Origin of the sequence: Vibrio bathopelagicus (genome assembly GCF_014879975.1) — a bacterium.
Classification (GTDB): Bacteria; Pseudomonadota; Gammaproteobacteria; order Enterobacterales; family Vibrionaceae; genus Vibrio; species Vibrio bathopelagicus.
The window spans coordinates 1,383,072-1,396,184 of record NZ_CP062501.1; the positions used below are offsets into that span (position 1 = coordinate 1,383,072).

Genomic DNA, 13,113 nt, shown 5'->3' on the forward strand with positions numbered 1-13,113 from the left:
TATTTTGCACCAACAACTAATATTAATTTATTTCGGAAAGCTAAAAAATAATGTCTCAAAAGTCAGAAATGTGACTCAGCGTTGAGAAAAAATTCGCATTAAAACTAACCAAAAAGTAGAGATTTATAGATGATTTGGGTTTCTTTTGGGAATTCGCCCACTTTTTGATAACAAATGTGTTAGTATCTGCGGCTTTTTTGACGAACCTCACATTTCTATGCAAGTGTGGGAGAAATACATAGGCTTGAAAAAGCCAAATATAGCGAAGAAATAATGTCCAACTTGACGCAAGTCGCCAACGAAAACATCAACGCAGAATCTACTTCTATCGATTTCAACAAAGCTCAATCTTTGGGTGAAAAACTGGAACACGGAAACCCAGTATTTTGGCTTAGTGGCAGTTTTTTAACCCTCTTTGTCATCCTCGCTTTCACCAACACCTCCGTGTTGTCCGAACTTGTTAACATCGGCTTTAGTTACTCAACTAAATGGTTCGGTGCTTTCTGGCAAGTCCTACTACTACTTAACTTCATTATCGGCTTAGTGCTTGCACTAGGGCGCACAGGTCACGTTCGTTTAGGAACGCTTGCCCTCCCTGAAATGACCACCTTTAAATGGATGTCTATCGTCCTATGTACGCTGCTAGCCGGCGGTGGTGTGTTCTGGGCAGCGGCAGAACCTATTGCTCACTTTGTTTCGGCTCCGCCACTTTATGGCAACGCTGATCCACAAGCGATGGCGTTTAACGCCCTATCACAATCTTTCATGCACTGGGGTTTCCTTGCATGGGCAATCTTAGGCGGTTTGTCTTCTATCGTGTTAATGCACCTGCATTACGACAAAGGCCTTCCTCTTAAGCCTCGTACTCTGCTTTACCCAGTACTAGGCGACAAAGCAATTAATAGCTGGATTGGTAACGTAGTCGACGCATGCAGCATCGTCGCTGTAGCCGCGGGTACTATCGGCCCTATTGGTTTCCTTGGCCTACAAATCAGCTACGCTCTGAGCGAACTGTTTGGTATTTCAGACAGCTTTGCGACTCAAAGTGTTGTTATCGTATTTGCGATCGCAATGTACACACTGTCTGCATTAAGTGGCGTGAACAAGGGCATCCAACTGGTTAGCCGTTACAACATCATCTTGTCTGTGTGCCTAATTGGCTACATCCTGCTAGTCGGCCCAACGAGCTTCATCATTGATGGCTACCTACAAGGCATGGGTGAAATGGTCGATAACTTCATCCCAATGGCGCTTTACCGCCAAGATACAGCGTGGCTAGGTGGCTGGACGGTATTCTTCTGGGGTTGGTTCTTAGGCTATGGCCCGATGATGGCAATCTTCATTGCTCGTATCTCACGTGGCCGTACCATTCGCCAGATGATCGTTTCTATCAGCATCGTTGCACCGCTAGTAACATGTTTCTGGTTCAGCATCGTTGGTGGTAGTGGTTTAGCGTTTGAATTAGAGAACCCAGGCGTGATTTCTAGTGCGTTCGAAGGCTTTAACCTTCCAGCTGTTCTTCTAGCAATTACAGCGCAACTGCCGTTCCCTACTTTGCTGGCGATTCTGTTCCTGATCCTGACGACCACGTTCATCGTGACGACCGGTGACTCAATGACTTACACCATCAGTGTGGTAATGACAGGCACAACAGAACCAAACGCAGCGGTACGTACCTTCTGGGGTATCATCATGGGTGCGGTCGCTATCGCGCTTATCTCAATGGGTTCCGGTGGTATTTCTGCACTGCAGTCGTTTATTGTGATCACTGCGGTTCCGGTATCATTTATCTTGCTGCCATGCTTATGGCACGCACCGAAGATCGCGAAACAGATGGCAAGAGATCAAGGTCTCGTTTAATGCCTAATCCGATTTAGTGTCGGGTAACGTGTAAAGCGAAAAAGCCACTCAAGTGATTCACCTGAGTGGCTTTGTTTTATCTGTTCGATATTTAAGTTGATTAGCGCTCATATTGACTAATGCTAATTTCTACCGATATTTTGGCTTATTGAAACTTCTCACCCGCAGCAACCATAAACGACATCTCAACCAACAGCTCTGGGTTTGCCAGTTCTGCTTTCACACATGCACGGCTTGGCGCGCAGCCTTCAGGGAACCACGCTTCCCAAACTTCATTTAGTGCATCAAAGTTAGCGAAATCTGTTAGGTAAATCGTTACCGACAACACGCGAGATTTGTCACTGTCTACTAAGCTCATCATTTCTTCAGCTTGATCAAAAATTTGCTGAACCTGACTTTTGATACCTGCCGTTGTATCCGCTTCAGCAACTTCCACAAAACTTGCGATACCGTTGAAAACAGTCACATCAGACCAACGTTTGGTCGGGTTAATTCTATGAATTTTCACTCGTTATTCTCTTCTTATTGTTAGGGTTTACATCAGAGTAATCTAATCCAAATCCCTGTTATTGAAAACAAAAATTAGAACGCACCTCTTCCCGCCCTACACCTCTCCTTTGCAAACAACCACTTTTCGACCAGATTCATGAAGCCTTGAACCTACGCTAGTTAAAAAAGATTAAGTATTATTATCAACACGAAATTTAATCTGAACTCGGGCGGTCATATTCAGAGATTTTATTAAATGGAGTACTTTTATGCATGTTCAAACCTATGATGTAAAACAAAGCAACATTGGATATAACCTTGGTGTCATTGGCGTAGCATTAGTGTTGGCTTGGATCGGAATCTACAAATTCACCCCAACCGAAGCGATGCTCATTGAACCGCTAATCGCAAATCATCCTGCAATGAACTGGCTTTACAATCTGTTCTCAGTACAAGCTGTCTCTAACATGGTAGGTGGTGCGGAGATCATTGTCGCGATTGGATTGATCGTTGGATTTAAGAAGCCGACAGTAGCATTCTATTCAGGCATTGCAGCAGCGGCTATCTTTGTTGTAACACTCAGCTTTCTGGTTACAACACCAAATGCTTGGAAAGTATCGGATGGCATCTTAGTCACTAACTTTTTCCTAGTGAAAGACATCCTGTTTTTGGCTATAGCGATTAGCGTAATCGAACGTAATAAACCTCAGAAGTAGCTGTAAATTTTTAAGTAGCCGTAAACCTAGAAGTAAAAAGCTCGAAGCTGGCTAGAAGGACACTGCCAGCTTCTAATGAATAAGGCATAATCGATTAAGTCGTCTATTCCGAATACAGGTATCACGCCATAATGAATTAGATGTTTCTACTCAACTTTTACTCTCAACTTTTACTCTCAACTCTTCGCACGCTAAGCCATCCAAAAAGCCAATTATAATGTCATTCGTGCTTTGCTTCGCGAGATTAGAACCATAATCACTTAAATCCATATGTTTAGAGTCTGGAATCTCAACAACACAACTACCATATCGCTTCTGCTCTGATTCAGTAGGTAGTACACCCTCTTTGGTAGGGTATTCAGTTGCTCGAATGGAAAGCACTCGAATATTATTATTTTTCGGCAAAGTGACTCGTTTATGATCGAGCGTAATTAACTGAGAAATATAACTTTTATTTTCGTTACTCAACCATGTAGAGATATCTCCGCCGTTGGAATGCCCGACTAAGGTTAACTTGTCAAAATCATAAGCAGGGAAACGACTCGCTAGCTCATGTTGAAGTACATTGAGAGTCTGTGCCCCTCGCGTCCAATTTTCAATTCGTGTCTTATACAAATCACCAGTCTTCGATAAAGGAGGATCACTTGATAGTTCGTGAGCGACATAAATGGTCATGTAACCCCTATCGTTCAGCATTTCTCCAACAAAACTATATTTGGTGAATGGAACTCGATTACCGGCACTAATAAAAGCCACGTCACACTGTTCTTCCATTGTGCAACTTTCAGGGGCCTGAGGTAAAACAACCTCTACAGGTATAGAGCGATCTCTTTCCGAGTCAACAATAACCATCGACTCCGCTGACGTAGGCAAAGACAGAACACCTAAGAAAGCGCCCATTAAATATTTCATATAACACCGTGTAATACGTATAAAGTTAATAAGTTCGAGTCAAGATATATGTTCCAAAGCCTCTACCCATCATTAGGTTTTACTCTGCAATACCATCGTGATTGAAGCATTGTCTCGTTACCAAGCCCCATTTTTCGTCCTGGTATTGATCTTCCACGTAATTACCTGAGGTGTAGTCGTTAACAACCTCTCTCCAAAACTTAACAGCATGCTCTGCGCCCTGTACTTGTTTGATCTCCCAACTGCCTTTTAGGTGTTCAAACAGCTCAGAGATAAACTGCTTCCCGACTTTATTTTTTCTAAAGTAAGGCACCACATAGAAGTCGCAAATCTCAAACTCGTTTGGCGCTTTGGTTTCAATGGCTGTCAATGCAGCAGGAACACCATCAATGTAGAGTAGGTAACCCGTCACAGTCTCACCAAGCGTTGGGTAAATCTCAAACAAGCCGTACTCGTCTGGTTTATCTCCAATGATCTTTGAAAACTCGGCCGCATACCCCTGATACAAATTCGCGTATACCTGTTGATTACCGCTATAGACTGTCACAATGTTCATAAACTGATCTCTGTATTGTTTCGCACCACTATTGGTGTGAGCTCATCTTATCTAAATCTATTATCTCATTGATGATAGAACAAATAATTAATATCAAACATTCACTTAAGAAGATATCGCCTTTCGATAATAATTAGCGTCTTGATTTTTCCCTTTGAATACTGCGTAGTTTTCTACACGTTCAACTAGGTCAAAACTGGCCTTGGATAAGATCTTGTTGGAACCAACATTACCCACTAACGCATAGGCATCAACATATTTAAGGGAAGAGTGCTCAGCCAAGTAAACAAGTAACTTCTTCACCGCATTAGACGCAATACCCTTAGAGCCAAAGGAGTGACCAACTCGATAGCCTAGCTCTCCACTTCCAGCGATCTGGTCGATATCGCGAACGTTGATTCGCCCACAAATATTGCCATTAGCGCCTTTTATCAACATAGGAATCATCTCGCCATTGTCATACTCTGTGAGGAAGCTCGTGACTTGCTCAGCAACGCCCGCATAAGAATAGAAACTGTCTTCCCGAGCTGGGACAAATTGCTCAAACCACTCTCTATTTTCGACTTCAAACTCCAATAAAGCACTGACATCGCTTGAGTGAAGTAAGTGTAAAAATACATCCATAATCAATACTCTGTCACTTATCTAAAAAGCCGCGCCTGATGATTCATACAACACGGTTTTTCTGAATTTAAGGTAAATCCCTTAACTTCTTAGCCGGGTTACCTGCATAGATACCTTTCTCAGTGATGTCTTTGGTGACCACACTGCCCGCACCGATTACTGCACCTTCACAAATCCTCACAGACAGAACCGTAGCGTTAGAGCCAATCGTGACGTTGTCAGCTATCAAGGTACGTCCCCAATTGTCTGGGTTTGGATCTGGTTTGCCCTCTTTAAATAAGTCGTTGGCAAACATGACTCCGTGACCAACAAAGCAGTCACTGCCAATAGTCACATACTCGCAAATAAAAGTATGAGATTGAATCTTACTTCTCGCGCCTATCACCGAGTTCTTTTGAATCTCAACAAAGGGGCCAATGAATACATCATCTTTAAGCTCACAGCCATAAACGTTGCTTGGCTCGATGATAGTGACATTCTCGCCACAGGTAATATCAGTAATCTGTGCTTTTAATACTCTTGGGCTTGCCATACTTCCTCTAACATCAACACCATATATCAACCTAAGCAATTGTGCCGTAAGCAATTAAGTACAAGCAAATTGTAAGAAAGAGAGTTGGTAGTGGATCAAAGATTCCATGAGCCTGATAGCTAAAACAAGCCAACCAACACGACTGACAACAGTATGCCTCCGATAAAGCTAGGCGCATGAAATGGGCGAGCTTTAGATTTTACGTACTCTATCTGAAGGTCTTCTTGATAAGTTTTGACGGCGAGTTCTTTTACGTAGTTATTTTGCATAATAAGCTCCTTTTCAATGGTTAAGAGAAGCTTAAAACTTAAAGTTAGGTTGAGGTAAAGCAAAAAATCAGATTAATTGAACACTTTATTTCGCTCAACCTTCTAATGTTTGTAAGCGTAGAAATGTAAACGACAGACAAAAAGACTAGAGCAGAGATCGGTACACACACAACTCACGATCTTCACCATGAATTTTACGTACCTGTTTCTCAACGAACTCGACACCGAGCTTTCGAATAACTGACTCTGAGCGTTTATTTTCAGACAAGTGCATCACTTCCAACTCTGTTAGTCCCAAATGAGCTTTACTGTATTCCACTAGCGCAGAAGAAGCTTCATACGCAATGCCTTGCCCCCAAAACGGAACGCCAAGCCAATAGCCAAGAATCCCAACGTCATCTACTAAACTAGGAAAGCTGACCGCACCGATGATCTCATCGTTACCTGTAAGAGTTATCGCGTAAATCACACCCTTTCCTTCATGGAAGAAAGACTCGTGCGTGTTAATCCATTCGACCGCCATGTTTGGTTTGTATGGATGAGGGATGGCAGCTGTCATATCCGCAATCACTTTCTCACCCGCTAGTTCAGCGACGCGCTCGCTATCACTCAACCTAAATGGCCTTAAGATTAATCGTTCTGTGATAATGTTCTGCTGCATAACCTTTCCCTTACCTATCGTTTTATAACGGCTATTCAATAATGACCCTAAAGACATCATTATTCACGCCACCCACATCCACTAATTCTCCAGTATCCATATGAAGTGAAGTGTTCAGTTGTCGAGTTGAGCGTGGTTGTTTCGTTTCTCGAATCACGAGCATATCGACTAGGTAACCAGAGTCTTGTTTTCGTACCGCACCAGAGAAAGTAACACTCTCTTTTCTATCGGCTCGCACGGAATTGAATGTTTTATCTTCTAACACACCCGCGGAGATCGATGTATCGCCATAAAACAACGTGATACTTGTTGGGTCGGGAGTTAACTTTTGATTGGATGAACACCCCATCATAGCTAAGCACAACATTAAAATAACTCGAAATTGCATAAACTGGTTTTCTTACGTTAAGCGTCTGTTTTTCATATTAAAACACTTCACATCAATAAACACCATATGTCGGGCAGAAGCTTGTTTAGAGTAAGTTATGTAGTGAGGCTTAACGAAGGAGTTACGTCTTGAGATTGGGCTAGCTAATCAGAGAATCGGCTCTAACTCCTTGTTCAGGAGTCAGAGCCGACATTTGATCGCTATTATCGAATTGGGTTCAGTGAATTAAGCAACAACGTCTTGTGGAGGTGTTCCTTCGCAGTTAGAAACGACTGCATCAATTTGAATTAAAGCATTCATAGGAATCTCTGAAACCCCAACCACCGTTCTTGCCGGTAAGTCAGCATTAAAGAATGTGGTGTAAATCTCGTTCACCGCATCAATATCTGAAATATCTTTAAGTTGAATATTGATCTTCACAGTATCGTCCATGTTGTGGTCAACACTTTCAATTATCGCCTTAATATTCTTAAGACATTGTTCAGCTTGCTCTTTTATACCACCAGCAACCACTTCATTGGTTTTCGGGTCTACAGGTAGTTGACCTGAAATATGGTTATAGTGAGAGAAAGCAACTGTGTGCGAATAAGGCATGAATGGTGCAGCAACCGTATTATTAGCTTCAATAACCAGTAGGCGTGTATCTTCTGGTAATTGCGGCGGTGTACCGTCGCCATGTGAAACGGACGTATCAATTTGAATTAGAGCGCCCATCGGTAGTTCAGCGGCATTAACAACCGTTCGCGCTGGTACATAACTTGGGAAGAACCTAGCACAAACTTCATTTACCTTTTCTGCATCTTCAATGTTTTTAAGGTAAATAGTGGTTTTAACCACATCATTCATGACATGACCGATGCTCTCTAGAATCGTTTTAATGTTTGCTAAACATTGTGTCGTTTGTTCTGTGATACCACCTGAAACCAACTCACCTGTATTTACATCGATAGGCAATTGAGCCGAAAGGTTGTTGTAATGAGAAAAAGCCGCTGTTTGCGTCGATACAGTACTTTGAGGAGCATTATCCGTATTTCTTGATACCTTAACTAGCGCGCAAGGTGCTTGTGGTTTAGTGCCTTCACCGTTTGAAATAAGAGCATCCATTTGAACTAAAGCGTCACTGTTCGGTAGCGCAGCTACGCCCACGACTGTACGTGTAGGAAGGCTGTTGTGGAAGAAGCTTTTGTAGACTTCATCAATAGCATCGATATCAGAAATATTCTTAACGAAAACATTAATCTTCACGACATCATCCATAACATGATCGATGCTTTCAACAATGGCTTTAATATTATTTAAGCATTGTGCTGCTTGGTCTTTAATATCGCCAATCACGACTTCACCTGTTTTAGGATCAACAGGTAATTGAGCTGAAAAGTTATTATAATGAGAAAAAGCGACCGTTTGTGTAGATACATAATTTATTGGTGCATTTTCAGTATTTCTTGAAATTTTAATGATATCGCTACTCATCGGAATTATCCTTTTAATAATATAGGCATACGTATTTATATTTAACAATCGTATTAGAAAGAATGATTAAAGTAGCGCCATGTTAAGTGAATATTTTTAAGGTAAACGTGATATCCATCAGACTCTCAGTTCACTAGAAATCAGCAAGTTACAGAATAATTAGTCACAACACGACTAATTATCCGTCACATTTGGCTTTATCAACTGCTAAATTCTCTTTAATTTTTAAACTATTCAATAATCCTGAATACTCTCTCAAGTAATGTGATGACTAATTTCCAAAATTTAGATGCTGTTTGATAGGTCGTTCACAATAAAACAGCCTTATTATCAGAACTAGTGAACTACAACTAATATATCCTGCATAAACTCTTAAGCTATTTAACTAATTATTTTAAAGAGCCTATTTTATACAAGTACGTTAATAATATGTTCGATACTCAAATGCCAATAATCTAAAAAACCCATGGGTAGATACATTTACTCATATAATTAAACAAATGAGAGGTTCAGGATAACTACGTGAGAAAGGTGGTTGTAGTACTAAGAATTGGTGCTTTCTGAAATTAAGATGGCGTCAACGATGAACGAGACACCATAACTTTTGGCACATAGTTTGTGGAAGAAGAACTAAACAGCTCTTGGGGTGGTATTGAAGTGACGCTTAAATTCGCGGCTGAATTGGGATGGGCTGGAATAGCCGACTCGGCGAGCAGCGTCGCTGATGCGCAAGCCTTCTAATTGGATCAGCTCTTTAGCTTTGTTGAGCCTTACCTTCTTCAGGTATTGAAGTGGTGACTCGAACGTTACGTTACGAAAGGCGTTGTGGAAGGCAGACACGCTCATGTTTGCTTCGTCGGCAAGCGATTGAACGGTAATGGTTTGGTCATACTCTTCATGTACTTTAGATAGTGCTTTGGCAACACGTGCGTAGTGGCCATCGTGATGGGCAAGATCAAACAATACGCGCCCTTCAGAGCCTGTCAGTGCGCGATAAACAATTTCACTGACGAGCGCATCGCCCAATATGTTGGCTTCGATGTCACAGTGCAGGGTTTTGATCAGTCGAGTAAAGCTGTCTAGCATTTGCTCTTCCATGGGTGTCGACTCTAAACCACTCGAGTTCTGCTTATGCTTGTTGCAGTAGCTTTCGAGAAAGCCTTGGTCTTCTAACTTTTTCACCAGACTGTGTAAACGCTGAGAATCAATGTTAATCGACAAACCAAGCAAGGGGTCACCATCAACAGGTAAGGCTTCGCACTCTAGTGGCATAGGCACACCGACGACTAGGTAATCACCCGCGGCGTAAGTAACAGGCCTTTCGCCGATATAGATATTCTTTTTACCCTGCCCAAGCATGATGATGCCAGACTGATAGGTAAAAGGTTGGCGTTGGTTGCCGCCGCTGCTTCGGTAAAACCAAACGCCCTCGATCTCAGTTTCTCTGATCCCTTCGAGATCATCCCAACCTTTGTATTCAACGTAAGACTGCATTAACCGAGCGAGTGTATTCATAACTGGTGATATTCCATTCAAGGTGCGGAGTGTATTTGCACAAAAGTCCAAAAAGAATAACAACTTTGTAGAAATAGGCAATTAATTTGGAGAAACTGGTCTTCACCACCCTAGTTTCCTGTACTAATATGCAAATATAGAATTTGAGCAATACATCAGAATAAAAAATCTAGCTTTACACAAGGAACCTACAATGCAATTTACTTATGTTAACCCTACTGTGATTCACTTCGGCCAAGGCCAAATCAACGCTATCAGCCAAGCGGTTGATACTTCTAAGAAAGTGCTTGTCATCTACGGTGGCGGTTCAATCAAAAGCAATGGCGTTTACGACCAAGTAGTCGCATCTCTTAAAGATCACGCTTGGATTGAGTTTGCTGGTGTTGAAGCAAACCCAACGAAAGAGACGCTAGACAAAGCCGTCGCTCTTGTTAAAGAAGAAAACGTAGAGTTTATTATCGCTGTTGGCGGTGGTTCGGTAATCGACGGTTCTAAGTACGTTGCTGCAGCGGCTAAATACGACGGTGACGGTTGGGACATCCTAGCGGGCAAACATCAAGTAACGGAAGCAACACCAATCGGTGCAGTACTGACGCTTCCTGCTACGGGTTCTGAATCTAACATGGGTGCAGTAATTACGCGTAAAGCGACTCAAGAGAAGCTGGCATTCATGAACCCTGCAGTACAGCCTAAATTTGCGGTAATGGATCCAGATGTAATGAAGTCTCTGCCTGAACGCCAATTGATTAACGGTCTCGTTGATGCTTGGGTACACGTTTGTGAGCAATACATCACGATGCCAACAGATGCGATGGTTCAAGACGGTTACGCAGAAACACTACTGAAAAACCTACTTGTACTGGGTGAGCAATACGACGAGCGTGATAACGACGCATGGCGTGCAAATCTAATGTGGACAGCAAACCAAGCACTTAACGGTCTGATTGGCACGGGTGTTCCTCAAGATTGGGCAACACACATGATTGGCCATGAGTTCACAGCACTATGGCACGTAGACCACGCACGTTCACTTGCGATTGTTCAACCTTCACTACTTCGCAACCAAATCGAAGCGAAGCGTGGCAAGTTAGAGCAAATGGGTCGTAACGTATTTGGCCTAGAAGCAGGTGCTGACTTGGCAGAGCGTACTATCGATGCAATCGAAGCGTTCTACCACAGCCTAGACGTTGCAACTATATTCGACGGCTACGAAGCAACCAAAACGGCAGCAATCGACAACGTTGTTGCTCAGCTTGAATCACACGGTTACCTGCAACTTGGTGAGAACCAGGCAATCACCCCAGAGAAAACACGTGAGATTCTAGAGTCTGCGATTCAATAAGATCCGCTAGAATAGAGAGAAAGCAAAGGTAGCGGTCATACAAAGATGAATTTTCACATCTGACTGAACCTATTGCTTTTTTCTTTCGTACAACAGAAGCAGCGTTCATTTTGGGCGCTGCTTTTTAATTGGCCCGACAAGATGCTATTAAATTCTCTTAAGTCCCTAATTTTATGTGCAATCATATTTCCATATTGTTAAGGTAAACCTGTCTCTTTACTAGGTATGAATAACGATTTGAACAATCTCAAGGAAATGGTTAAGTTTAAGTCACTTAACAAGTGGTATGGTGATTTTCATGCCCTAAAGGATATCGATTTAAATATTGAACAGGGAGAGATAGTGGTGATTTGCGGGCCGTCTGGTTCAGGTAAATCAACCTTGATCCGCTGTATCAATCAGCTAGAACCCTTCGAAAGTGGTGAGCTTTCCGTGCTAGAACAAGCGCTTCCGTGTAGGTTCAACACTCCAGGCCAAGTCGGAATGGTGTTTCAGCACTTCCATTTGTTCCCCCATCTTACTGTGCTTGAAAACCTGACTCTGTCTCCAATTCGTACGCTCAAAAAAAGCAAAGAAGAAGCAGAGAAAACCGCGATGCACTATCTCGAATGTGTGCACATTGCCGAGCAAGCGAATAAGTACCCCGCTCAGCTTTCTGGGGGCCAACAACAACGTGTTGCGATTGCTCGCTCTCTTTGTATGAAACCTGAATTACTTCTGTTTGATGAACCAACATCTGCCCTTGATCCAGAAATGATCAACGAGGTACTCGATGTAATGGTAGAACTGGCAAGTGAAGGCATCACCATGGTGTGTGTGACACATGAAATGGGCTTTGCAAAGCGTGTTGCCGACCGTGTCATTTTTATGGATGAAGGACAAATCGTGGAGTCCAATACACCACAATGTCTGTTCGAGAGTCCTCAACATGAGCGTACTCAAGCGTTCCTAAATCAGATTCTGACTTACTGATGCTGTTTAAAATAGTGAAACCTGCCCTATCTGCATTAGTACAAATTATTGTGCTCGCTGCGGCTGTTATCTGGATCATCGATTCTGGCGCGCAAACCATGGGATACAGCTGGCAATGGGAGCGAGTACCTGACTACATCGCCTTTTATGAAGACGGTGAATGGTGGCCTGCAGAATTGATGGAAGGACTACTCGTCACCATCAATATCTCTTTGATTTCTTTGGTCGCTACGCTAATTATTGGTTTGACCACGGCCCTGTTACGCAACTCTAATTCCGTAGTTGGTCGTACCCTCGCCACCAGCTATGTCGAGCTGATTCGTAATACGCCATTACTAGTACAAATTTATTTGCTCTATTTTGTGTTTGGTCCTGTACTGGGGCTGGATCGCTTTAGCACTGCCGTTTTAGCCTTGGCACTTTTCCAAGGGGCTTACACCGCCGAGATATTTCGTGCCGGTTTAAATGGCATTGCGAAAGGACAATTTGAAGCAGCTCAATCTTTGGGCTTATCAAAGACCTATACTTATTGGGATGTAATTCTTCCTCAAGTGGTACAACGCACGTTGCCACCTCTGACAAATGAAGTGATCTCTCTCATCAAAAACTCTTCGATTGTCAGTGTCATGGCTATTTTCGACCTGACAACCGAAGCCAGAAACATTGTTTCTGAAACCGCGATGCCATTTGAGATCTGGTTCTCTGTGGCGATCATTTATCTCGCACTTACACTTTCACTTTCTGCCGTTGCAGCTTGGCTTGAGCATAAGCTCGGAGCTAACTGGCGAACACAATAAGGATTTA

15 protein-coding genes are annotated in these 13,113 nt (G+C 42.7%); 5 read left to right on the forward strand and 10 right to left on the reverse strand.

Annotated features, from left to right (window positions below; translation table 11 throughout):
• The first annotated feature begins 273 nt into the window (after window positions 1–273).
• Complete coding sequence (locus IHV80_RS22380) at window positions 274–1,860, forward strand: BCCT family transporter (protein ID WP_192891023.1); 1,587 nt, start codon at window positions 274–276, stop codon at window positions 1,858–1,860.
• A gap of 145 nt (window positions 1,861–2,005) precedes the next feature.
• Here the strand turns inward: IHV80_RS22380 and IHV80_RS22385 are convergent, their stop codons facing one another.
• Window positions 2,006–2,368, reverse strand: a complete 363-nt coding sequence (locus IHV80_RS22385) for a RidA family protein (protein WP_192891024.1) — start codon at window positions 2,366–2,368, stop codon at window positions 2,006–2,008.
• 250 nt (window positions 2,369–2,618) lie between these two features.
• Between IHV80_RS22385 and IHV80_RS22390 the strand changes: the two genes are divergently transcribed.
• A complete protein-coding gene (locus IHV80_RS22390; protein ID WP_192891025.1) occupies window positions 2,619–3,065 on the forward strand; it encodes a DUF417 family protein in 447 nt (148 codons plus the stop codon).
• A 150-nt stretch (window positions 3,066–3,215) separates the two neighbouring features.
• Here IHV80_RS22390 and IHV80_RS22395 read toward each other — a convergent pair whose 3' ends face one another.
• From IHV80_RS22395 to IHV80_RS22435, 9 genes are all read right to left on the reverse strand, one after another.
• Window positions 3,216–3,977 carry an alpha/beta hydrolase gene (locus IHV80_RS22395; protein ID WP_192891026.1) on the reverse strand — a complete coding sequence of 254 codons (762 nt, stop codon included), beginning with the start codon at window positions 3,975–3,977 and terminating at the stop codon, window positions 3,216–3,218.
• Between the two features lie 79 nt (window positions 3,978–4,056).
• The gene (locus IHV80_RS22400) at window positions 4,057–4,533 is read right to left on the reverse strand and encodes a GNAT family N-acetyltransferase (RefSeq protein ID WP_192891027.1); all 477 of its coding nucleotides are present in this window, start codon (window positions 4,531–4,533) and stop codon (window positions 4,057–4,059) included.
• 105 nt (window positions 4,534–4,638) lie between these two features.
• A complete protein-coding gene (locus tag IHV80_RS22405) occupies window positions 4,639–5,157 on the reverse strand; it encodes a GNAT family N-acetyltransferase (protein ID WP_192891028.1) in 519 nt (172 codons plus the stop codon).
• 67 nt (window positions 5,158–5,224) lie between these two features.
• Window positions 5,225–5,689 (reverse strand): acyltransferase, encoded by a 465-nt coding sequence (locus IHV80_RS22410; RefSeq protein WP_192891029.1) that lies wholly within the window; start codon window positions 5,687–5,689, stop codon window positions 5,225–5,227.
• 119 nt (window positions 5,690–5,808) lie between these two features.
• Entirely contained in the window at window positions 5,809–5,958 is a 150-nt protein-coding gene (locus IHV80_RS22415; protein WP_167373155.1) for a hypothetical protein, read from the reverse strand.
• A 145-nt stretch (window positions 5,959–6,103) separates the two neighbouring features.
• Window positions 6,104–6,619, reverse strand: coding sequence for a GNAT family N-acetyltransferase (locus IHV80_RS22420; protein WP_192891030.1), 516 nt, complete (start codon window positions 6,617–6,619; stop codon window positions 6,104–6,106).
• Between the two features lie 31 nt (window positions 6,620–6,650).
• Window positions 6,651–7,007, reverse strand: coding sequence for a hypothetical protein (locus tag IHV80_RS22425; RefSeq protein ID WP_192891031.1), 357 nt, complete (start codon window positions 7,005–7,007; stop codon window positions 6,651–6,653).
• A 225-nt stretch (window positions 7,008–7,232) separates the two neighbouring features.
• Window positions 7,233–8,480, reverse strand: a complete 1,248-nt coding sequence (locus tag IHV80_RS22430) for a RidA family protein (RefSeq protein ID WP_192891032.1) — start codon at window positions 8,478–8,480, stop codon at window positions 7,233–7,235.
• A gap of 630 nt (window positions 8,481–9,110) precedes the next feature.
• Window positions 9,111–9,995 (reverse strand): AraC family transcriptional regulator, encoded by an 885-nt coding sequence (locus tag IHV80_RS22435; protein WP_086712738.1) that lies wholly within the window; start codon window positions 9,993–9,995, stop codon window positions 9,111–9,113.
• A gap of 193 nt (window positions 9,996–10,188) precedes the next feature.
• On the opposite strand from IHV80_RS22435, the gene IHV80_RS22440 reads away from it, so the two are divergent.
• The 3 genes from IHV80_RS22440 (at window position 10,189) to IHV80_RS22450 (ending at window position 13,106) form a co-directional block, all read left to right on the forward strand.
• Window positions 10,189–11,337, forward strand: a complete 1,149-nt coding sequence (locus IHV80_RS22440; protein ID WP_192891033.1) for an iron-containing alcohol dehydrogenase — start codon at window positions 10,189–10,191, stop codon at window positions 11,335–11,337.
• Window positions 11,338–11,562: 225 nt separating this feature from the next.
• Window positions 11,563–12,309 carry an amino acid ABC transporter ATP-binding protein gene (locus IHV80_RS22445; RefSeq protein WP_318842416.1) on the forward strand — a complete coding sequence of 249 codons (747 nt, stop codon included), beginning with the start codon at window positions 11,563–11,565 and terminating at the stop codon, window positions 12,307–12,309.
• The gene (locus tag IHV80_RS22450) at window positions 12,309–13,106 is read left to right on the forward strand and encodes an amino acid ABC transporter permease (protein WP_086712735.1); all 798 of its coding nucleotides are present in this window, start codon (window positions 12,309–12,311) and stop codon (window positions 13,104–13,106) included. Before IHV80_RS22445 ends, IHV80_RS22450 begins: the two co-directional genes overlap by 1 nt.
• Window positions 13,107–13,113: the final 7 nt, after the last annotated feature.